We start from the raw sequence: 22,169 nt of genomic DNA on the forward strand, positions 1-22,169 counted from the left end.
AGCATCCTTGAACGCTCCGTAGCGGCCTACCGGCCGCACACTCGCTCTGGTACGGCCGCGCTGGAGTAAATCCGGCGGGCCTGGACGAATGCACACGCTACGTCTGGATCGACACTACTCAAGATCGAGCGAATCGCACTCACGCCGGCTTCTGCCGCAGCGCCAGGATGAGCTCGATCGTGCCGACCTGCTGGTCCAGCTCGCGGGCGATCTCCAGCGGCGACCTGCCTCGGTCGGCCAGGGCGTAGACGTCCTCGCGGAGCGGGTCGGCCGACGCGGCGTCCTCCGCATCGCCGGACGATGCCTCCGGTCCGTCGGCGGACCACGAGGCCTCGGCACGCTGCGGATGCGGGACGGGATGGGCATCGAGACTGCCAAGCGGCCGCACGCTCGAACCGAGCCGCGCCTCCAGCTGCTGGATCCGCTCGTCGGCCTGCTCGAGCAGCACCTCGAGCCTGTCGGCGCGGTTCTCCAGCCGGGCGGCGAGGTCGGCCACGATCGCCGCCATCTCGCCGGCCCGCTCGGATTCCTGGGCGCGAGCGTCGACGTACTCCCGCATCTGGTGCACGGGGCTCTCGTCCTCGCCCCGCCGCCGCCGCTTCCATTGCAGCCGCATCATGACCCACACCAGGATCGCGATGCCCGCGGCGATGAGCAGCCATTGCATCCGCGAGCCATCCAGCACCTCGGTGGGCGCGGCGGCGGCGGGATCGGCGATGTCCTGCAACGCGAGGAGCATGCTCCTATGTCGGCCGATGCAGCCCGGATCCATTCGTTACGATCGGCCGTGGGACACGCGGACCGGGCAGACCACGCCGAGCAACCCGACGCACGGGCGGCCAGCCGCGCGATCGTGCGGTCCTGGCGGGAGCTTACCGGCGGCTCAAGCGTCGACGACGCCGACCGCCCGACGCTGCTTGCGGTCTCGGGCGGCGCGGATTCCTCGGCCCTCGCGCTCGCGCTCGGCCGCACGCGGGGCGTGCGGAGCATCGGGCACGTCGTGCACGACATGCGGCCGAGGCAGGACGCCGAGGCCGACCGCCGGCTCGTCGAGGCGCTGGGGCGCGTGCTGGACCTGCCCGTCCGCGTGGCGTACGCGGACGCGGGCAACTCGGAGGCCGCCGCCCGTACGGCGCGATACGGGGCGCTCGCACGCCTCGCCCGGAACGCTGAATGCCGCTACGTCGCCGTCGCGCACCAGGCCGACGATGTGCTCGAGACCATGCTGGCCAACCTCATCCGCGGTGCGGGCCCCCGCGGGCTGCGGGGGCCCGCACCGCGGCGTGCGATCGGCGACGGCGTGACGCTCGTGCGGCCCATGCTGGGCGTCGGCCGCGCCGAGGCCGAGGCGATCTGCCGCCATGCGTGCTGGACCTGGGCGTACGACGCGACCAACGACGACCCAACCCGGCTGCGAGCGGCGCTGCGGGCCGAGGTCACGCCCGTACTCGAGCGGTTGCGGCCGGGCGCCTCGCGCCGGGCCGCCCGGGCGGCCCGGGCCATCCGCGAGGCCGCCCGCGTCGTGCGGGACGCCGTCAACGAGGCCTGGCCCCGCGTCGCAATGCGGACGCCAAGCGGGCTGGAACTTGCGCAGCCGCCGATGGTCGACCTGCCGCCCGCCGTCCGCGAGGGACTGCTCCGCCGCGCCATCGACGAGGTCGCGGGCCGGGGGCACGACCGCCTCTCCGCCGCCACCGCCCGTTCGCTGTCGGCCTGGCTGGTGGACGGCCGCGGCGTGCGTACGGTGGCGGGCCTGCGCCTCGAGCACCGGGGCGGCACCATCGCCATCACGCCAGCGCCCCGGGAGGACGCATGACCGCGAAGCCCATCGACCTCGCAGAGATCAAGACGCGCCGCGAGCGGGTGGCCGCGCAGCTCGACGGCGGCGCGGCGGTCGTCTTCGCGGGCGAGCACAGCCCGAGCCTGCGGGGCGACTGGGAGCCGGCGATCGAGTTCCTCTACCTCACCGGGCTGGCCGACGAGCCCAACGCGGCGCTGGTGCTCGATCCGACCAACCCCAACCCCCGGCGTCGGGAGGTCCTGCTGCTCCGCAGCCGCGACCCCGAGGACGAGCAGTGGCACGGGATCCGCGAATCGATCTCGCCCGAGATGCGGGACCGCTTCGGCGTCGGCACCGTGTTCCGCACGAGCCGCCTGCACTGGCTGCTGACCGACGCCGCCGCGCGAGCGGGACGCCTGGTGTGCCTGCACGCGCCGCGGCCCGCGCCGGCGCCGATCAACGCGGACCTTGCCGCCTACCGCCGCGCCGCGGAGCGCGTGCCGGGCGTCTCGATCCACGCGGGGTGGCAGCGGCTCCGCACGCTCATCGCCGCCAAGAGCCCGGCCGAGCGGACGCTGATCCAGGTGGCCGTCGACGCGACGATAGCCGGCGTCCGCGCCGCGGCGCGCGAGATCCGCCCCGGCGCGAGCGAGGGCGCGGTCGTCCGCACGCTGCAGGCCACCTTCGCCGAGCACGGCGGCGAGGGCAACGCCTTCAACCCCATCGCCGGCTCGGGCATCAACGCCACCGTGCTGCACTACGGCGCCAACGACCGCGTGATGCAGGATGGCGACATGCTCGTGCTCGACAGCGGCACCAAGATCGGCGGCTACTGCGCCGACATCACGCGCACGTTCCCGGTCAACGGCACGTTTAGCTCCACGCAGGCCGACGCCTACGAACTCGTGCTGGAGGCGATGCGCGCCGCGATCGAGGCCTCCACCGTCGGCACCTGGATGCACGACGTCGACATGGCCGCCCGCGAGGTCATCGACAAGGCCGGCTACGGCCACGCCTTCTTCCACTCCATCGGCCACCACCTGGGTCTAACCGTGCACGACCCCGACCCCCAGCAGCCACTGGCCGAGGACGCAGTGATCACCATCGAGCCCGGCCTCTACCTGCCCGAGGAGAACATCGGCATCCGCATCGAGGACGACATCCACGTCACCACACAGGGCCCAAGGAACCTCAGCAGAGATCTGCCGCTGGACCGCAAGGGCGTGGAGGGCCTGATGCGGTAGCGGCCGCAGATGTCCTTGCGTGCGCGCAAGCGGTGCGGTATCGTGGCGGTATGGCCCCGCGCATGCCCGTCGCTGTATTCGCCATCTCCACGCTCGTTGCCTGCCCCGCGAGCGCGCCTGCCCAGTGCTCGCCCGACTGGGACGCCGCCATCGGCCAGCCCGGCCTCGATCGCGGCGTGCGGCGCGGGCTGGCGGCGCTCGACGAGGGCGGCCCGCTGCTGATCGCCTCGGGCGCATTCTCGTCGGCCGGGGGCGTGGCCGTGGGCGGCGTGGCCGCGTGGACGCCCGACGACGGCTGGCGGTCCTTCGGCGGCAGCGGCCTGACACGCGGCGGATCGATCGTCGGCGCCAACGCCATCGCCGTGTTCGACGGCGAGCTGTACGCCGGCGGACGCTTCACCGAGGCCGGCGGCGAGGCCATCGAGGGCGTCGCCCGCTTCGACGGGGACCGATGGCACCCGCTGGGCGGGGGCATCGACGGCCAGGTGCTCGGCATGCGCGCCGTCGACTTCCAGGGCCGGGACCTGCTCATCCTCTGCGGCACGTTCACGACCGTCTTCCAGCCGGGCGGGGCGGGCGAGAACAGCCCCGCGGTTGCCGGCTGGGACGGCACCGCCTGGGTCGCGCTGGGCGGCAACCTCATCGGCTCGGCCAACGACGCCATCGTGTGGGACGACGGCGCCGGCGACGCGCTGTACGCCACGGGCGCATTCGACGTCGACGGCGGACGCGGCCTGGCGCGCTACGACGGCAGCGAGGCGTGGGAGGTGGTCGGCGATGGCTTCAGCGGTGGGACCAATCCCCGCGGCAACACCCTGGCGGTCTACGACGACAGACGCGCCAACGCGCTCTTTGTCGGCGGCAACTTTGCAGACGCTCGGCCGCTGAGCGGCCCGCCCCCGCTGAACGTCGTCCGCTGGGACGGCGACAACTTCGAGGCAGTCCGCGACGGCTTCGACAACACCGTGTCATCGCTGCTCGTCGCCGACGCGGGCGACGGCGAGCGGCTGTACGCCGGCGGCACGTTCTTCCTGTCGGGCTCCGACGCCGTCAGCGGCATCGCGGTGCTGGGCAGCACCGCCTGGGAGCCGCTCGGCCTGGGCATCGCCGGCGGCAGCGTCCCGGGCATCGGCGGGATGGCCGCGAGCCCCTTCGGCGACGGCCTGTTCGTCGCGGGCGGATTCTCGTTGGCGGGCGACGACGAGGCCAACAACATCGCCCGCTGGGGCTGCGGCTCGGTGGCGTGCCCGCCCGACCTAGACGGCGATGGCGAGCTCACGCTCTTCGATTTTCTCGCGTTCCAGAACCTGTTCACCGACGGCGACCCGCGGGCCGACTTCGACGGCGACGGCGAGCTGACGCTCTTCGATTTTCTTGCATTCCAGAACGCGTTCGACGCGGGGTGCGAGTAGCACGCCTCGCACGCCGAACCGGCGCCGGCCTACGCCTCGATCCGCAGCATCCGCCGGATCTCATCGGTCTTGAAGCCCAGCAGCATGGGGCGGGCCACGCCCCTGAGCGCGATCACGTCGTACAGCTCGCGGACCACGCCCTCGACGCGGAGCCAGTGGTCGGTCCCGCCCGTCTCCAGGTTGATCGCGTGCAGCGCGCACCGCGGCTCGGCGTCCCGCGACGCCAGGTTTTCGTCGAGCGGCATGCCACGAAACGTGCGGTTCTCTCGGGCGGCGCTCAGCCCGACGACGGCGTGCTTCCCGGCGAAGGCCATCCCCCGCGTGAAGCCCGGGCAGAACGCGACGTCCGTGAACGCGCCGCTGTCCAGGTCGACGTACCCGAAGAAGCCCGTGCCCGCGTTGAGCAGCCACACCCGGCCCGGGTAGTCCGGGTGCACGCGGGGCGAGTGCGGCATGCTCAGGTTCTCGGCCACCACCGCGCCGCCGTTCGCCCGCACGTCGATGAGCACGCCCCCGCCGACGCGGCGATCCCGCCAGCCGTCGCTGACGTCCGACCGGCTCACCGCCGTGACGTACGCCGGCGCGCCGGTCTCGGGGTCGCCCGCCAGGCCGTTGAGGTGGCAGCGATCCTCGGGCGGCAGCGTGGCCAGCGTGCCCGAGATGAACTCGGGCTTCCAGACCGGCTTGAAGCTGTGCGTGTGGCTCGTCGTGGCGAGGCAGTTGAAGGCCGTCGCGCAGAATACGGGCTGGCCATCGGGCCCGACGACGATGTCGTGCGTGTCGATGTCGCCCGTGGTGTAGCCCACCGTCGGCACGTACAGCCGGTCGTAGCCATCGGGCGTGGCCTGGCCGGGCGGCACGTAGTTCTCCATGCGCCAGAGCTGGTACAGCGAGGCCATCCAGATCGTCTGCGCATCCGCCGACGCGTGCAGCCCCATGCAGCGGTTGAACGTCCGCTCGTAGACGCTCAGCCGTCCGTCGGGCTGCAGGCCGATGAGGAACATCTTGCCGGCCTGGTAGGTCGAGAAGCCCAGGCTGAGCCGCTCGCGGGCCAGCCACTCGGGCAGATGGCGGCTGGCGCTGATGGCCAGGTCAACGGGCTTGGATGGCGGCTGCTGGCCGGACTCGGCAGGCTGAGAGTGGCTATCCATGTGCGAGGATAGCTGACGCCGGACGGCTATCGTCGCGGGTGTCGCGGCCAGACTCCAGCGATGTGAGCTACGAACAGTGGCTGGACTACGCGTTCACGCAGGGCTACGGCGACTTTAGTTCGGATTCGCCCGAAGCGTTCGCACGCTTCGAGCACTACGACGTGATCCCCGCCCCAACCGTTGCGTCCTTCCTGCTGCAACTCTGCTCAAATCCGCAGACACTCAGATTCCGATTCACTCCGGACCAGATCGGCGATGGCGTCACCTACGCCTTCGGGTGCGCCACCTTCAATTGGCACACCATCCGCGATGATAAGGTGTCGATCGAGACCCAGCAGGCGTGCTGGGCCGCGATACCAACGATCTATCGCCAGCTATTCGACGCGTTGTGCTGCCGGGACGGCACCGCACCGGATGACGACTGCAGAAACGAAGCTCGGATCGACGGCGCTGTCTACATGATCTGGGACATGGGTGGCGGCATCGCGTCTCCAACGCTCTTTCCAGAGGAGCATCCACAACTCGCCGATGTCGCCTTCCGGTCCCTCGAGACCATCCTCCACCAGTGCCGCACATCCACGTGCCGTATCAGTGCCCTGCACGCACTCAGCCACGCGCAGCTCTCGTCCCCAGCGCGGATCGAGGCGATCATCGATCGCTTCACGAGCACGACGCGGCTGCCGCCCTTCTTGGCCGACTACGCGGTGCGAGCACGAACCGGCCCCATGTATTAATTTCTAACCCCGCCTCACGAACGGATTGCTCTCCCGCTCGGCGCCGATGGTCGTCGGCGGGCCGTGGCCCGGCAGCGCGAGGCAGTCGCTCGCCAGGGTGTAGAGCTGCTCGCGGATGGCCGACGCCAGCGTGTCGAAGTCGCTGCCCGGAAAGTCGGTACGGCCGATGCTGCCCGCGAACAGGGCATCGCCCACGACCGCAAGCCGCCCGCCCGGCGCGACGAAGGCGCAGCCGCCCGGGCTGTGGCCCGGCACGTGGCGGACCTCCCACCGCTGCTCCCGCGCACCGTGGCCGATGGCCAGCGTGTCGCCGTGCGCGAAGGTCCGCGTGGGCTCGGGGGCGGCGAAGGGCACGCCCATGCCCTGGCTGAGGTTCTTGGCGGGGTCGGCCGGCCAGTCCTCCTCGGCCTCGTGGATGAGCACGGGCGTATCGGGGAAGGCCTCCAGCACCTCGGCCAGGCCCAGGATGTGGTCGGCGTGGGCGTGGGTGAGCAGCACGGCCTCGACCGTCCAATCGTGCTCGCGGATGGCCCCGATGACCCCGGCCGGCTGGTAGCCCGGATCGATGATCCAGCAGGGAACGCCGCCATCGGATCCGTTCGGGGAATAGACGTAGCAATTGGTCTGGTGGGGCCCCAGCGGAGCGGCGAGCATGGCCGCCGTGGGGTGCCCCTCGACGCGGCCCTCGATGTCGATGGCGTCCATCGGCGAGCCTAGGGCGGCCCGGCGACGCATCTTGCGGCCCCGTTTGGCCGTTATATACACTGGAGTGCTGCGCACGCGGCATCGGAGGAGGGGGTCCGCAACCCCGCAAGACCCGAGGGACCGGGCGATGAACACCAGCGCATCCACGAGCCGTCCGACCAGCGCCCGCCCGCACGGGGCCGCCCCGCCCGCGCGGGCCGCCGCCGCGGAGATCCACCCCGTGCCCATCGATGGCGACGCCCCGCCGGCCGATGTCCGGCCGCGTTCGAGCGACGGGCTGGGGCTGCTGGTCATCCTGGCGGCCCACGGGCTCGCCTTCGCCGCGGGCATCGCGGGCGTGCTGGCGGGGGCCGTCGGGCCGACCTTCGGCCTGCCCGCGGGGCTGGAGGGCCTGGCCTACGCGGGCCTGATCGCGATGGTGCTGGCCGTCGTGCTCGCGCCGATCTCGGTGGGCGTGCTCCGCGTGGTGCGGGGCCTGCGCGAGACCCACGAGGCCGCCGTGCACGCCACGCTCGCGCTGCGGGCGCTGGGCGAGCAGGCCGCGCTCTCCGACGACGCCCGTCGGGTGCTCAACCGGGGCCGCGACCGCACCCTGCTCCGCCGCGCCATCGAGGAGGACATCGCCCGCGAGGACTGGGAGGCGGCCCTGGTGCTGGCCGACGAGCTGGCCCACCGCTTCGGCTACCGCCAGGACGCCGAGGACTTCCGCCGCCGCATCGACCGCGCCCGGCACGTCACGCTCGAAGCCCAGCTCGACGGCGCGATGGCGCGGCTCGACGCGATGGTGCTCGACCGCCAGTGGGACGAGGCCCGCCGCGAGGCCGCCCGCGTCGCCCGCACCTTCGACGACAGCCCCCGCGCACAGGCCGCGGGCGATCGCGTACAGCGGGAATTCGAGCGGTTCCGGGCCGACCTGGAGCGGCAGTTCCTCGAGGCCGCCGAGGACGAGCGCGTCGACGAGGCGATGCAGCTGCTGCGGCGGCTCGACCAGTTCCTGACCGAGGACGATGCCGAGCCGCTGCGGGAGGTCGCCCGCGGCATCATCGGCAAGGCCCGCGAGAACCTGGGCGCCAAGTTCAAGCTCGCCGTCAAGGACAAGCGGTGGGTCGAGGCCGCGCAGGTGGGCGAGCGGATCATCGCCGAGTTCCCCAACAGCCGCATGGCCGCCGAGGTCCGCGAGCTGCTCGACGGCATCCGCGACCGCGCCTCCAAGATCGTGCTGTCGTCGAGCTAGCCGGCGTCGCCGCTCGCGCCCGGGGCATCGCTCTTGGCATCACCCCGCTGCGCATCTTCGGGCTTGGGGGCACGCCACAGGTGCACCACCAGCACGCACACCCCGATGATCAGCCACAGGTCGGCCAGGTTCGAGACGTACGGCCAGACCTCCGTGCCCGACCACGGCGTCGAGATGCCGAAGGGGAACTCGACGCCCGGCAACGGGTGGATGAAGTCACGCACGCAGGCAAAGCGGATGCGGTCGTAGACGTTGCCCAGCCCGCCCGAGATCACCAGCCCGATGGCGGCGTGCGCCGCCCAGTGCCGCCGCGTCGTCAGCCGCGCGAAGACCCAGAGCGCAAAGGCGATCGCCAGCGCCGTCGACACGATGAAGAAGACCCGCTTGCCCGCCCCGATGCCGAAGAGCGCGCCGGGGTTCAGCACCAGCTTGAACTCGAGCAGGGAGGGCACGACGACCGTGGGCTCGTGCGGCGGCAGCAGCCTCGCCAGCTCGGGCGTGGCCTCCATGACCTCAACCCGCCGGACCTCCACGGGGTCGTCGGCCAGCGTCGCGAACATGATCTGCTTGCTGGCCAGATCGGTGACCAGGCCGAGCACTGTCACGACGAGCAGCAGCAGGAGGCTCCTGCGGCCCGGCCGCAGGGACGCGTCGTCCGAGCCGGCGGCGGCCTGGGCCTTCGCGGGGCGTTCGGGGTTCGCCTCGGAGCCGGCGGCGTGTGGCGCGGCGTCCGCCACGGTCAGCGGCGTCCTTCGAGCTGCCGGGCGGCCGCGATCGAGTACCGCGCCCAGGGCAGTTCCTCCAGCCGCTCGCGGCGGATCGGCTTGCCCGTCAGCTCGCAGACGCCGTAGACGCCCTCGGCGATCCGCTTGAGGGCCGCATCGATGTCCCGCAGCAGGTTGCGCTCGGCGGCGGCCAGATCGAGCGACAGCGTCTGGTCGGCGGCGTCGCTGCCCTGGTCGGCCATGTGCTGGGGCATGTGGCTCAGGTTGCCCGAGCCGCCGCCCGTGAGCGCACCGCCCTCCAGCCCGGTGATCTCGCCGAGCACCTCGGCCCGCTTGTCGAGCAGGATGCGGCGGAACTTCTCGAGCTCCCGCTTGTTGAACGGCGACTTGACGGGGCCGTCGGCGGCGGCCTCCACCTTCGCGTCGCTCCGTCGCGTCTTCGACGACGGGATCAGCGGCTTGGGCGCCGGCCCCCCCGGCGCGAGCAGACCGCCGATGCCCTCGGGCATCACCGCGGCCGGCGGCTTGGGGCGCTTGGGCCGCTGCGGGCCCTTGCGGTCGAAGTCCCGGCGGGGTGGCGTCGAGGCCTTGCCGTCGGCCGAGCCTCCCGACGCGGACGCGGCCCCCTTGGTGTTCGCGGGGGCGGGCGCCTTCGCGGCGGCGGGCTTCTTCGCCGAGGAGGTGCTCGCCGACTTCTTGGGCGGGGCCTTGCTCGCCCCGGACGTGCCGGAGGACGACTTGCCGGCGGCCGCCTTCTTCGCCGGGGCCTTCTTCGGGGTCGGCTTCTTGGAGGGGGCCTTGGACACCGGCGTCTTCTTGGTCGTCGGCTTCTTGGCGACCTTCTTGGATGCGGCGGCCTTCTTGGTGACCTTGCGTGCCGGAGCCTTCTTGGCGGGCATCTTCTTCGCCGGGGTCTTCTTGGACGGAGCCTTCTTGGCCGTCGTCTTCGCGGGGGCCTTCTTGGTCGTCGTCTTCTTGGACGCGGACTTCTTGCCGGCCGCGGCATCGGCCGACGCGGCGGACGAGCGGCCGCCGGTCTTCTTGGTGGTCTTCCGGGTGGTCTTCTTCTTGGCCACCGTTACCCCGGGGCTGGAGTGCTCCGGGCAGCGAGCCAACCGTGGGGGCCGCCCGCCCGAATGAGGCCAAGCGTAGGGACGATAACCCGTTCCGTCAAAAGGGCCCGGAGCTGGCTGCGGCGGGCCGCTAGGCCCTGGCGGCGGCCGACCCGCCCCCGTTCCTGTTCGTATCTTGATCGGATGCGCCCTCCGCCGGGCCGGCCTCGGGCGGCTCTGCCTCAGGGGGAACCTCCTCGAAGGCGCCGAGGCGGCGGAATCGCCGGTAGCGGTCCTCTAGCAGCCGCTCGGACGGTCGGCTGGTGAGCTCCCGCAGCTCGGAGACCACCCACCGCTCGAGGCGGCCGGCGGCGTCGACCTTGTCGCGGTGCGCCCCGCCGACGGGCTCGTCGATGACGGCGTCGACCACGCCCAGCTCGAGGTTGTCGCGGGCCGTCAGCCTGAGCGCCGTCGCCGCCTGGCTGTTGGTCCGCTCGTTGGCCTGCTTCCAGAGGATGGCGGCGCAGCCCTCGGGGCTGATCACCGAGTACCACGCGTGTTGCAACATCGCCACGCGATCCGCCACCGCGATGCCCAGAGCACCGCCCGAGCCGCCCTCGCCGATGACCACCGACACGATCGGCACGGGTAGGCGGCTCATCTCGCGTAGGTTGAAGGCGATGGCCTCGGCCTGCCCCCGCTGCTCGGCCTCGATGCCCGGGAACGCGCCGGGCGTATCGACCAGCGTAACGATGGGCACGCCGAACTTCGCGGCCAGCTGCATCTTGTGCAGCGCCTTGCGATAGCCCTCGGGGTTCGGGCAGCCGAAGTGGCAGCGGAGCTTCTCCTGGGTATCGCGGCCCTTGTGGTGCGCAACCACCATGCACTTGAAGTCGCCGATGCGGCCGAAGCCCGTGACGATCGCGGGATCCTCGCCGCTGCGGCGATCGCCGTGCAGCTCGGTGAAGTCGCGGCAGATCGCCTCGATGTAGTCCCGACCCTGCGGCCGCTTGGGGTGCCGCGCCACGCGGACGGTGTTCCACGGCGTCAGCTCGCGGTACAGCTCGGCCAGCGTCTCGCTGTGCCGCGCGACGCGGTCGGCCAGCGCGTGCTCGGCCTCGGCGAGCTCGGCGGCGCTCGGGCCGGCCTCGTCGGGCGTCGCGGCGGGCGCGAGGGCCGCCACGCGGGTCCGCAGCTGGGCGATCTCCTCCTCCAGCGTCCGCAGCGGCTGCTCGAAATCCAGGGAGTAGTGGCTCGACACGCATCCTCCGCCGTGGGCTGGCGGGGGCGTGATCGTGCGAAGCCCCCGGCACGAGGATTGTAGATCCGTGGCCCGGCGCACCGGATGCCCCGGTGGCCGCGGCGATACCGTGGGCGATGGCCGCCTCGGCTCGAGAACGCGTCACGCCCCTGGGCGTTATCGGTGGTGGCGCGATGGCGTCGGCCATCCTTGCGGGCGCCGCGCGGGCGAGCCTGCTGGACGGGCCGTGCGTGGTCGCCGAGCCCGACGCCGCCAAGCACGCCGCGCTGCGGTCCATCGCGCCATCGTTGGCCGTCGTGCCCACGGCCCGCGAGGCCATCGCCGCGCTGCCAGCCGACGCGGCGGTGCTGCTCGCAATCAAGCCCCAGATGCTGCACGGCGTCGCGGCCGAGACCGGCCCGCTGGGCGACCGGGCGGTCATCACCATCCTGGCGGGCACCACCACCGATCGCATCCGGGCCGAACTCGGCGGCCGGCCGGTCCGCGTCATGCCCAACCTGCCCGCCCGGGTGGGGCTCGGGGCGTCGGCACTGGCCGCGAGCGGGCACGCCCGCGAGGCCGACGCCGACCTCGCGCGGGCCCTGTTCCGGGCGGTCGGTGAGGTGTTCGAGATCGAGGAGGCGCTCATCGACGCCTTCACGGGGGTCGCCGGCAGCGGGCCCGCGTACGCCTTCTTGCTGGCCGAGGCGATGGAGCGGGGTGGCATCGACGCGGGGCTGCCGCAGGCCGACTCTCGGCGGATGGTCGCCGCCACGCTCCGGGGGGCCGCCGCCATGCTCGACGGCGACGCCGATGCGGCGCTGCTCCGAGCCGCCGTCACCAGCAAGGGGGGCACGACGGCGGCGGCGCTGGGCGTGCTCATGGACGCCGGCGTGCCCGAGGCCGTCGCGCGGGCCGTCGTCGCGGCACGGGATCGGGCGCGCGATCTGGCGTGATCGCACGGGTCCGCGCGGAAGACCCCGCACCCGCACGGACCGATATCGCGAAGCCGCCGCTCCCGCGTCGCACGTCCCCATGCCGCCCGCCCAACCGGCGCAGGTCACCCCGGCGGACCATCCGACGCCGCAACACCTATGCGATCTTCCAGCGTGGACGGGCGACCCCCGATGACACCGCCGTGGTGCACGGGATCTCACCCTTCGAGGCTATCGGGCTGGGCGTCTCGCTCCTGGCCATCGGCTGCCTGATGCCCATGATCTGGCGCAGCGGCAAGCTGTCGGCGTGGCTCGGGCTGCTGCTGGCCTGCGTGGGCGTCTTCACGCTGGGCATCCACGGCGCATTCTTCGGGAGCGCCACCATCGGCACCGACGACCCGGCGTCCAATGAGATCGCCCTGTGGCGGATGATGGAGATCGTCGGCGTGCTGTCGGCGGCACTGGGCTTCGTCGCCCTCTCGGTCATCGCCGACCGCAGCCACCGCGACCGCGCCTTCGACCGCACGCTGGTGCGCGTCGAGGACGGCCTGGCGCTCTCCCAGACGACGCTGGCCGCGCTGCTCGACTCCACCGCCGACCTGATCCTGCTCGTCCGCCTGGATTCGGGCGACGACGCCGACGCCGACCTCGAGATCGAGTGCGCCAGAGTCTCCGACGCGGCGCGGCGGACGCAGCTGGCCGGGGCCGTGCACGCCCAGCGCATCGGCGACATCCTGCCCGAGCACCTCCGCGACACGGTGCGGCGTCTCGTCGGCCAGACGCTCGACAGCGGCACGCCCACCAGCGGGCACAGCGGCTCGATCGACGCCGGCTCGATGCTCGACGTCTGGGTCGTGGCGATCGACTCGATCGCGCTGGTCCGCGTGTGCGACATCACCGACCGGGCTGCCACCGAACGCGAGCTGCGGCGGCGGGCGTTCACCGACACGCTCACGGGGCTCGCCAACCGGCGGCGCTTCGAGGAACGCCTGGCGTGCCTCCCCCAGCCGCCGCGCGGCGAGGACCGCATCGCCCTTGCCTACCTGGACCTCAACGGATTCAAGGAGGTCAACGACGCGTACGGGCACAAGAGCGGCGATGCCATCCTCGCCGCGTTCGCGGACCGTCTCCGCAGCACCCTGGACGAACACGTACCCGGGCCCGCGGTGGGCGAGGCCGCCCGCATCGGCGGCGACGAGTTCGTCGTGCTCGTGACCGGCCTGGACGACGAACGCGTCGCCGCCCTCGCCGATGCGCTGCACGACGAGCTGGCCAGGCCCTACAGCATCCGCGGACGCGAGATCCGCTGCGACGCGAGCATCGGCGTCGTGGGCTTCACGCCCAAGATCGGAAGCACCTCGGCGCTGCTCGAGCACGCCGACGCCGCCATGTACGCCGCCAAGTTCGGCCAGGGGCGGACGCTCTCGGTGCGGCTGGGCCGCGACGGCGACGCCGTGCAGCGCCGCCGCAAGTCGGACTGGCACATCGAGCAGCCGCCGCCGAGCAGCGCGAGGGGCGCTTGATGCCCGAGCTACCCCACGACCCCGCGGCTGAACCCGCCACCGACGCCGCCGAGCAATTTGCGCGGAGCCTCGGGAAGCTGTGGGAGTGCATCCGGCTGTACGAGGACGGCCATCCCTCGCGGACCGACGCGCTCGAACGCTGCGTCCGTGATGCCGCGACGCTGGGGCCGCCGTTGCGATTCGCGGCGACCGAGACCGGCCTCGCCAGCGTGCCCGACGCCCGGTGGCGGCAGGCTCGCTCGCTGGCCGAGCGGCTGCGGAGCGGCAGCATCGTCGGGCTCACCATCGATCGGCGGCCGGACGCCGCGGCGCTGATCGCGTTCCTGGAGACGCTCAGCCGCGGTCACGACGATCCCCGTGCCCTCGTCGAGGCCGTCCACGGCGCGACCGGCGGCGCCATCGGTGCGCACCGGCCCACCGAGCGGCTCGCGGCATCCACCCAGACTGAGCCGCCGCATGCCGAAGAGGACGGCGAGCGCATCCTCACGTTCGGCGACGCCACGCCTGGGTCCGCGGGCGGGGCGCGACCCACGAACCGACCCGAGCTCGATCCGCCCGAAGAAGTCCGATCGGTCCTGGACGGTCTCGCCGAGCTTCCCTTGGGCGGCCGCCCCGTGATCGCGGGCGGCGCCACTGCAGCCGAACACTCGGCGGACGACGCGGATCGGGCGGGCGACGATTCGCCGCTCGAACCCATCCACTGGTTCCAGGGGCAATTCGACGCGCTCTCCGACGAGCAACGGAGGCTGCTGTTCCAGGGCCTCGCGGCCGACGGCGAGCTGCCCTTCGAGAACGCGGCGTTCGCGCTCTCGCAGATGCCGATCCTCAACATTGCCGACGCCATCGCGGTGCTGCGGCGGGGTGATGCGCAGGTCAGCGAGACCTCGCTGCTGCTGCTCCGCCGACTCGCGGACCTGGCCGTCGGCTCGGAGAGCGACCTGCGCGCGCTCGCGTCGGTCGCGCGAGACTGGGGTGACGACGAACCCGAGCCCGGCAGCCAGGAGGACGCCGCCCGCGTCGCCGCCGAGATCCTCGAGCGGCAGGCCGACGGCGAGTTTCGCTCGCGGGATTACTCCGAGCTGCTCGATCGCGCGCTCCGCAGCGCAACCGTCGCGCGCACGCCGATCGCGATCCGCCTGGAGGACGAGCGGGCCTCGATCGCCGAGCTGGCGACCGACATCATCTGCGACATCGCCGAGGAGCCAGCCTCCGACGAGATCGATGCCTCGGGGATGTACGAATTCCTCACGTCGAGGGCGGCGATGCTCGCCGAGAGCGGCCGCTTCGACACCATCCAGCGGATCACCGTGCTCGCGACCTCGACGCTGCGTCGGAGCACGACCCAGGACGAGCGCGACGCGGCGCATCGGCTGCTGGAGCGGGCCCGACGCGAAAACTGGCTCGCCGAGGCCCTGGCGCGATCGTCCAACGCCGAGGTGCTCGCCCAGCAGCTCGAGCGGACCCGCGACGACGGCGCGGACCCCGTGGGCCTGCTGCTCGACGTCGCCGAGCGGGCGCAGACCACCGGCGGCCGGGCGGCGGTGCTCCAGGCGGCGGCGGGCTACCCGCGCGACGAGATCCTCGACGGATGCCTGGCCCGTGCCGGCTCCGATGCGGACGCCGCCATCGGGCTGGCCTTCCTCGTCGCCGAGCTGGATGCGAGTGAACTCGCGGCTGCGCTCAAGCCCGCGCTGCTGAGCACGGATGCCGGCCTGCGGGAGCACGCCTTTCGGCTGTTCGAGCGGCTGGGCGGCCCGTGGCCCCGCGAGCTGTGCATCCGCGGGCTGAGCGATCCGCTCGAGGACATCCGCCTGCTGAGCGCCCACGCCGCCATGCCCGAGCACGAAGACGTGCTGGTCGAGCGTCTCTGCGGCGAGATCGGCGGGACGGCGCCGGGCGCCGAGGAGGCCGCAGAGCTGGCGCGGCTGCTGCGGCGCACGCCCTCCGCCGGGACGACGAATCGACTCGCGCGCAGCGCGCTGCTCCGCCTGGCGACGTCGGCCAGCACGACCGGCGCCGAACCCCTGCTGGCCACGCTGAGCGGGCGGCCGCGCACCGGGTGGTCCACGCTCGCGATCGGCGTTGCCCGGCTGCGGCTGTGCGGCCCGCCGGCCGAGAACCGACCGGTCCGCCTGCAGAGGAGGGCGGCATGACCACCACCTCGCCCGCCGCCGCCATCCAGTCGCTCATCCTTGCCGACGAGTGCACGCACGTCTACGGCGAGGGGCACGCGCGGACCGAGGAGGCCCGCGCCCGCGCCGCGGGCGATCTGGCGCGGGCGGCCGCCGCGCACGCCATCACGCTCAGCGCCATCCGCACCGGGCTGATCATCAACCGCATCATCGTGTCCGATGCCTGGGCGGCGGCGTCGCCCTTCGCCAGCCGGCTGACCCGCGGCGGGACGGCCGCGGTCATGATCGCCCGCGGCGCCAACGAGGCCGACGCGCTCTGGCTGCTCGATCACGGCGACGACGACGCCTGGCTGGTGAGCCCGTCGGGCCACATCCGCCGCAACCCGCTGGCGCGAAGCGGAGGCACCCCGGCGCTCTCGGCGGCGTCCGACGCGAATGCGCCAGCCGCGACCATCGTGGGCGACGAGGGCGCCGAGCAACTGCAGGCCACGTGGACCTCGCTGCTCGTGGGCGAGCGCCGCGTCGACGACCGCGTCTCGACGCTCGCGGCGCGCATCGGAGCGGCGGTCCGCAGCAACGGCAGCGGGCTCGTGCCCCTCATGGATCTCAAGAGCCACGACGAGTACACCTATGTGCACGCCATCAACGTGGGGCTGCTGGCCTCGGCGCTCGCGCAGGCAACCGGCCTGGACGGCGACGTGCTGCACGAGGTGACCGAGGCCGCGCTGCTCCACGATGTCGGCAAGCGGCTCACGCCCCTGCCGCTGCTCGGAAAGCCGGGCAAGCTCTCCGACGCCGAGCGCGCCGTGATGCAGGAGCACCCCTCGTCGGGCGCCGCGCTGCTCGCCGGCGTGCGGGGCGTGAGCGACCTGGCGATCGTGGCGGCGTACGAGCACCACATGCGGATCGACGGCACGGGCTACCCCAACGGCGCCCGCAGCCGCGCGCCATCGCTGTGCAGCCAGCTCATCCAGATCGCCGACATCTTCGATGCCCTCCGCAGCGATCGGCCGTACCGCAAGGGGCTGAGCAGCGAGCGGTGCCTCGAGATCCTCGGCGAGGGCAGCGGCGCCGCCTTCGACAAGGACCTCTTCGAGGTGTTCCGCACCCGCGTGGTGCGTCGGATCGCCCGGGCCGCCGACGCCGCCTGACGCGGCCTACTTCGCGCCAACGAGCCTGCGGACGAGCACGTAGAACGCCGGCGTGAGGAACAGGCCGAAGAGCGTGACGCCCAGCATGCCGCTGAAGACCGCGGTGCCCAGCGCCCGCCGCATCTCCGACGCGGGCCCGGTGGCGATCAGCAGCGGGACCACGCCCAGGATGAAGGCGAAGGCCGTCATGAGGATCGGCCGCAGCCTCAGGCGGCAGGCCTCGACGACGGCATCGAAGCGATTCTTGCCGGCGTCTTCCTGCTGCTTGGCGAACTCGACGATCAGGATCGCGTTCTTGGTTGCCAGCGCGACGAGCACCACCAATCCGATCTGCGTCAGGATGTTGTTGTCCATCCCGCGGAGCCAGACGCCCGCGATGGCGCACAGCAGGCACATGGGCACGATCAGGATGATGATCAGCGGCAGCGACCAGCTCTCGTACTGCGCGGTGAGCAGCAGGAACACGAACAGGACCGCCAGCGGGAAGATGTAGATGGCGGTATTGCCCGCGAGCTGCTGCTGGAACGCAAGGTCGCTCCACTCGTAGGACATGCCCCGCGGCAGCGTCTGGTCGGCCAGCCGATCCATGATCGCCAGCGCCTCGCCCGAGCTGGTGCCCGCGGTGGCGCGGCCATCGATGCTCGCGGCCGGGTACAGGTTGTGCCGCATCACCCGGCTCGGACCGATCGTGCGATCGATGGTGACGACCGACCCCAGCGGCACCATGCCGCCCTCGGCGTTGGTCGTGCGGAGGCTCAGGATGTCGTCGGCGGTCAGCCGGAAGCCCGCGTCGCCCTGGGTGGTCACCCGGTAGGTGCGGCCCAGCAGCGTGAAGTCGTTGATGTACGCCGAGCCCAGGTAGACGCTGAGGGTCTCGAAGACGTTGGACACCGGCACGCCGAGCATCTCGGTCTTGGTGCGATCGATGTCGGCATAGAGCTGGGGCGTGTCGGCCCGGAAGGTCGAGAACACGCCCTCGAGGTCCTGGTGATCCCGGGCGGCGTCGACGAGGTCGTCGGTCGCCGCCTGGAGCAGCGGATAGCCCAGGCCCGAGCGATCCTGGAGCTGCATGCGGAAGCCGCTGCCCGTGCCGATGCCGCGGATGGCGGGCGGGTTGAGCACGATGATGCTGGCGTCGCGGACGGCCGACAGCCGCTCCTGCAGATCGGGGATGATGTCGAAGGACGTCAGCCCGTCCTTCTGCCGTTCCTCGAACGGCGCGAGCGGCGTGAACACCGCGGCGGCGTTGGAGGCGTTGGTCCGCGTCGCGCCCGAGAACCCGGCGAAGGCCACGGCGTTCTCGATGCCCGGCGTCGCCATCGCGATATCCGACACCTCGCGAACCACGCGATCCGTCCGCTCCAGCGACGCACCCTCGGGCAGCTGGATGGCCACGATCAGATAGCCCTGGTCCTGCTCGGGCACGAAGCCCGCGGGCACCTTGTTGAACATGTACCCCGTCAGCCCCAGCAGCGCGACGTACAGCACCGCGGCGATGACGGCGAACCGTACGATCCGCCGCACGACGACCGCATACACGTTCGAGGACGCGTCGAACGCCTTGTTGAAGAGCTTGAAGAACCAGCCGAGCAGGAAGCCGCCGACCCGCGAGATGAGGCCCTTCCTGGCCTCTCCTCTGGGCTGCAGCAGCAGGGCGCAGAGCGCCGGGCTGAGCGTCAGCGAGTTGATCATCGAGAGCATGGTCGCGCCGGCGATCGTGAGCGCGAACTGGCGGTAGAACGCACCGGTGATGCCCGACAGGAAGGCCGTGGGCACGAAGACGGCCACGAGCACGAGCGACATCGCGACGATCGCGCCCGAGACCTCACCCATCGCCTTGCGGGTGGCCTCCTTGGGTGCGAGGCCATCCTCGATGTTCCGCTCCACGTTCTCGACGACGACGATGGCGTCATCGACGACGATTCCGATCGCCAGCACGAGGCCGAAAAGCGATAGGTTGTTGAGCGAAAAGCCCAGCGGCGCCATGATGGCGAAGGTGCCGATGAGCGAGACGGGGATCGCCGCCAGCGGGATGATCGCGGCCCGCCAGCTCTGCAGGAAGACCACGATCACGATGATGACCAGCACCACCGCCTCGAAGAGCGTGTGGATCACCGCGTCGACCGAGCGCTCGATGAACGCCGTGGGGTTGTAGATCACCCGGTACGCGAGCCCGTCGGGGAAGTCCTCGGCCAGGCGATCCATCGTCGCGTAGATCTCCTCGACGGTATCGATGGCGTTGGCGCCCGGACGCTGCTGGATCGCCATGGCGACGGCGGGCTGGCCGTCGAGGTAGCTGTTGGTCGTGTAGTTGCGGGCGCCGAGCTCCACACGGGCGACATCGCGGACCCGCAGCAGCCGGCCGTCCTCGCCCGAGCGGATGATGACCCCGCCGAACTGCTCGGGATCCTCGAAGCGGCCCTGGGTGTTCACCGAGAGCTGGAACGCCTCGCCCAGCGGCGCCGGCGGCTGCCCGATGGCGCCCGCGGCCACCTGCACGTTCTGGCGGCGGAGCGACTCGACGATGTCCTGCGTGGAGAGCCCGAAGGCGCTCATGCGGTCGGCATCGAGCCACACCCGCATGCTGTACTCGCGCGAGCCGAAGAACTGGATGTTGCCCACGCCCTCGATGCGGGCGAGCACGTCGCGGACCTGCAGCAGCGCATAGTTGCTGATGTACAGCTGGTCCCGCGAATCATCGGGCGACACGAGGTGCACCACGATCAGCAGGTCGGGCGTGCTCTTGGTGGTGGTCACGCCGAGCCGCGTGACCTCCTCGGGCAGCCTGGATTCGGCGATCGCCACCCGGTTCTGCACCAGCACCTGCGCCCGATCGAGGTCGGTGTCCGTGCCGAAGGTCACCGTCAGCTGCATCGTGCCGTCGCTGGTGGACTGCGACGTCATGTACAGCATGTCCTCGACGCCGTTGACCTCCTGCTCGATCGGCGTCGCAACCGTCTCGGCGATCGTGACCGCGTCGGCTCCCGGGTAGGACGCGCTCACCACGACCGTCGGCGGCGCGACGTCGGGGAACTGCGCCACCGGCAGACCCACGTACGAAAGGGCGCCGACGATCATGGTCAGCAGCGAGATGACGATCGCGAACCGCGGCCTGTCGATGAAGAATCGCGAGAGGTTCATCGGCCGCCCGACCCCGAGCCGCTGCCCTCGGAGGATCCGGCGGACCCGGGCGGTGCGGATGTCTCGGAAGCCCCGGCCGACTCGGGCGGATCGAATCGCCGCATCCACGCCTCGACCTCGACGCGATCCGGCGAGACGGCATCGCCCGACCCGATCCGCTGCAGCCCCTCGATCACGATCGACTCGTCGGCGCCGAGCCCCGACCGCACGACTCGCAGGCCGTCGATCATCGGGCCGAGCTCGACATAGCGGTACTTCGCGTTGTCCTGGTCGTCGACGACGACCACGAACTGGCGGGACTGATCCGTGCCCACCGCCTGGTCGGGGATCAGCACGGCCTCGTACTCGGCGGTCCCCAGCAGCCTGACCTTGGTGAACAGGCCGGGCGTCAGCAGCAGATCTGGGTTCTCGATGATCGCCCGGCCCTGCATGGTGCCCGTCTGGTTGTCCACGCGGTTGTCTACGAAGTCCATGACGCCGCGGTGCGGGAAGCCGGCCTCGTCCACCAGCCCGATCTGCACGGGGTTGGCCGCGTCGCGCGAACTCGGCCGCGCGCCCGAGTCCGCCAGCCGCGCGTATCGCAGGAACTCCTGCTCACTCACGGTGAAGTAGCAGTGGATCGGATCGAGCGAGACCACCGTCGCGAGTATCGGCGAGGACGCGGTACCGCCCGCGATCAGGTTGCCGACGTCCACAAGGTTGCGGCCCACGCGGCCCGTGATCGGCGAGCGGACCTCGGTGAACTCCAGGTCGAGTTCGGCCGTCCGCACGCGGGCGGCGGCGGCCTGCACCTCGGCCTCGCGCTGCGCGACCGTCTGCGTCGCGCTATCCAGCTCCGAGGGCGACGCGGCCTGCTGGCCGAAGGCCCGCTCCACGCGGCCCAGATCGTTCTGGGCGAGCTTCAGTTCCGCCTCCGCCCGGGCTCGATTCGCCTGCTCGGATTGCAGCAGCGCTTCATAGGGCCGCGGATCGATCACGAACAGCACGTCGCCCGCATCGACGATCTGTCCGTCCTCGAAGTTGACCGACTCGACGTAGCCGCTCACCCGCGCCCGGATCTCGACCGACTCGACCGGCTGCAGCCGGCCCGTGTACTCGTCCCACTCCTGCACCACGCGGCTCACCGGCAGCGCCACGGTGACCTCGGGCGGCCCGGCATCGGGCGGCGGGGCGTCGGACTCGCACCCGGGGCCGGCCGCCAGGCACGCAACCCCCGCCATCACCACTGCCGGGAACCAGGGCCCCCGCGCAACCCGCCGTGCATGCATCGCGTCCATGGAAGCCCATGGTACCGCCGGCGGCGGCGGCCAAGGGACGCCGCGCACTTACAGGGGCACATGGCACATGCGGATCGCGGCGAGGAACACGACGGACGCGTGTGCCCGTGCGACGACGCGTGCCGGCGACTAGGGATAACCGCCATAAGCCAGACGGGCGCGCCAACCAAACGCGACTCGCCGCCGACGGTGCATCGAGTCGCTCGGCGCCGAACCGTCGTGAGTTCATGAGGAAAGTGGCAACGGGGCGCCGCCCAGCCGGTGGTCGAGCAGCAGCTGCGCCACGCCGCGCGCGGTGCGGCCGCTCTCTTCGTCGCCCGTGACCTGCCGGGTGACGCATGCGCCCTCCATGAGGAGCACCAGCTCCTTGGCGAGCGCCGCCGATGCCAAGGCAACGCGAAGTGCGCTTGAATCGCTTCTCTAGCAGCGCACATCCACGCCCACGGACTAACGGCCACGTCTCTTCTTCTTCAGGAAGTACTTCGGATAGAGAGCACCGACGTCTCCGTCGTATGCCCGACCGAGCCTGCAAGCGGTGTCCCGTCCCTGTGAATTCCCGCATCGCTCCAACGCGGGATTTCTGTCGGTGAACTCAGCCAAAGAGTCCAGGTGGCGACGTTGACGGCTGGTAGCTCGCTGGGGCTGTCATCGGCTTAGGCTTCAGGGCGGTCTGGTCGACTCAAACACCACCCGCGCCCGATCAATGCGCGGTGTGGAGAGCGCGCACTATTCG

General features: G+C 71.7%; 18 protein-coding genes. 9 read left to right on the forward strand and 9 right to left on the reverse strand.

What is annotated here, in order from left to right; genetic code table 11:
- Positions 1-139 precede the first annotated feature (139 nt).
- Positions 140-739, reverse strand: a complete 600-nt coding sequence (locus AAFX79_08040) for a hypothetical protein (protein MEO1008502.1) — start codon at positions 737-739, stop codon at positions 140-142.
- 48 nt (positions 740-787) lie between these two features.
- On the opposite strand from AAFX79_08040, the gene tilS reads away from it, so the two are divergent.
- From tilS to AAFX79_08055, 3 genes are read left to right on the forward strand one after another with little or no spacing between them, the layout of a single operon-like run.
- Entirely contained in the window at positions 788-1,816 is a 1,029-nt protein-coding gene (gene tilS, locus AAFX79_08045; GenBank protein ID MEO1008503.1) for a tRNA lysidine(34) synthetase TilS, read from the forward strand.
- Complete coding sequence (locus AAFX79_08050; GenBank protein ID MEO1008504.1) at positions 1,813-3,024, forward strand: Xaa-Pro peptidase family protein; 1,212 nt, start codon at positions 1,813-1,815, stop codon at positions 3,022-3,024. Before tilS ends, AAFX79_08050 begins: the two co-directional genes overlap by 4 nt.
- Before the next feature lie 50 nt (positions 3,025-3,074).
- Positions 3,075-4,436, forward strand: a complete 1,362-nt coding sequence (locus tag AAFX79_08055; protein ID MEO1008505.1) for a GC-type dockerin domain-anchored protein — start codon at positions 3,075-3,077, stop codon at positions 4,434-4,436.
- 29 nt (positions 4,437-4,465) lie between these two features.
- On the opposite strand, the gene AAFX79_08060 is transcribed toward AAFX79_08055, so the two are convergent.
- Entirely contained in the window at positions 4,466-5,587 is a 1,122-nt protein-coding gene (locus AAFX79_08060; protein MEO1008506.1) for a TIGR03032 family protein, read from the reverse strand.
- Between the two features lie 38 nt (positions 5,588-5,625).
- Here AAFX79_08060 and AAFX79_08065 point away from each other — a divergent pair, with 38 nt between their 5' ends.
- A complete protein-coding gene (locus AAFX79_08065; protein MEO1008507.1) occupies positions 5,626-6,321 on the forward strand; it encodes a hypothetical protein in 696 nt (231 codons plus the stop codon).
- Positions 6,322-6,324: 3 nt separating this feature from the next.
- Here AAFX79_08065 and AAFX79_08070 read toward each other — a convergent pair whose 3' ends face one another.
- Positions 6,325-7,026: an MBL fold metallo-hydrolase gene (locus AAFX79_08070; protein ID MEO1008508.1), complete on the reverse strand. Its 702-nt coding sequence runs from the start codon at positions 7,024-7,026 to the stop codon at positions 6,325-6,327.
- 127 nt (positions 7,027-7,153) lie between these two features.
- Between AAFX79_08070 and AAFX79_08075 the strand changes: the two genes are divergently transcribed.
- A complete protein-coding gene (locus tag AAFX79_08075; protein MEO1008509.1) occupies positions 7,154-8,260 on the forward strand; it encodes a hypothetical protein in 1,107 nt (368 codons plus the stop codon).
- On the opposite strand, the gene AAFX79_08080 is transcribed toward AAFX79_08075, so the two are convergent.
- The 3 genes from AAFX79_08080 to AAFX79_08090 all read right to left on the reverse strand — a co-directional run bounded on the left by AAFX79_08080 (position 8,257) and on the right by AAFX79_08090 (position 11,298).
- Entirely contained in the window at positions 8,257-8,997 is a 741-nt protein-coding gene (locus AAFX79_08080) for a signal peptidase II (protein ID MEO1008510.1), read from the reverse strand. The genes AAFX79_08075 and AAFX79_08080 overlap by 4 nt on opposite strands.
- Before the next feature lie 2 nt (positions 8,998-8,999).
- Positions 9,000-10,061 carry a TraR/DksA C4-type zinc finger protein gene (locus AAFX79_08085; protein ID MEO1008511.1) on the reverse strand — a complete coding sequence of 354 codons (1,062 nt, stop codon included), beginning with the start codon at positions 10,059-10,061 and terminating at the stop codon, positions 9,000-9,002.
- Positions 10,062-10,188: 127 nt separating this feature from the next.
- On the reverse strand, positions 10,189-11,298 hold the full coding sequence (locus AAFX79_08090) for an acetyl-CoA carboxylase carboxyltransferase subunit alpha (GenBank protein MEO1008512.1): 1,110 nt from the start codon (positions 11,296-11,298) through the stop codon (positions 10,189-10,191).
- A gap of 116 nt (positions 11,299-11,414) precedes the next feature.
- Between AAFX79_08090 and proC the strand changes: the two genes are divergently transcribed.
- The 4 genes from proC to AAFX79_08110 all read left to right on the forward strand — a co-directional run bounded on the left by proC (position 11,415) and on the right by AAFX79_08110 (position 17,018).
- Positions 11,415-12,233, forward strand: a complete 819-nt coding sequence (gene proC, locus AAFX79_08095; protein ID MEO1008513.1) for a pyrroline-5-carboxylate reductase — start codon at positions 11,415-11,417, stop codon at positions 12,231-12,233.
- A 185-nt stretch (positions 12,234-12,418) separates the two neighbouring features.
- Positions 12,419-13,735, forward strand: a complete 1,317-nt coding sequence (locus AAFX79_08100; protein ID MEO1008514.1) for a GGDEF domain-containing protein — start codon at positions 12,419-12,421, stop codon at positions 13,733-13,735.
- Positions 13,735-15,888: a hypothetical protein gene (locus AAFX79_08105; protein MEO1008515.1), complete on the forward strand. Its 2,154-nt coding sequence runs from the start codon at positions 13,735-13,737 to the stop codon at positions 15,886-15,888. The genes AAFX79_08100 and AAFX79_08105 overlap by 1 nt, the downstream gene beginning before the upstream one ends.
- Positions 15,885-17,018, forward strand: a complete 1,134-nt coding sequence (locus AAFX79_08110; GenBank protein MEO1008516.1) for an HD domain-containing phosphohydrolase — start codon at positions 15,885-15,887, stop codon at positions 17,016-17,018. The genes AAFX79_08105 and AAFX79_08110 overlap by 4 nt, the downstream gene beginning before the upstream one ends.
- Before the next feature lie 6 nt (positions 17,019-17,024).
- Here the strand turns inward: AAFX79_08110 and AAFX79_08115 are convergent, their stop codons facing one another.
- The 3 genes from AAFX79_08115 to AAFX79_08125 form a co-directional block, all read right to left on the reverse strand.
- Positions 17,025-20,159 (reverse strand): multidrug efflux RND transporter permease subunit, encoded by a 3,135-nt coding sequence (locus AAFX79_08115; protein MEO1008517.1) that lies wholly within the window; start codon positions 20,157-20,159, stop codon positions 17,025-17,027.
- Positions 20,156-21,436, reverse strand: coding sequence for an efflux RND transporter periplasmic adaptor subunit (locus tag AAFX79_08120; GenBank protein MEO1008518.1), 1,281 nt, complete (start codon positions 21,434-21,436; stop codon positions 20,156-20,158). The genes AAFX79_08115 and AAFX79_08120 overlap by 4 nt, the downstream gene beginning before the upstream one ends.
- Positions 21,437-21,661: 225 nt before the next feature.
- Complete coding sequence (locus AAFX79_08125) at positions 21,662-21,826, reverse strand: hypothetical protein (GenBank protein ID MEO1008519.1); 165 nt, start codon at positions 21,824-21,826, stop codon at positions 21,662-21,664.
- Positions 21,827-22,169 lie beyond the last annotated feature (343 nt).

The sequence above is a fragment of the Planctomycetota bacterium genome (assembly GCA_039819165.1).
Classification (GTDB): Bacteria; Planctomycetota; Phycisphaerae; order Phycisphaerales; family UBA1924; genus JAHCJI01.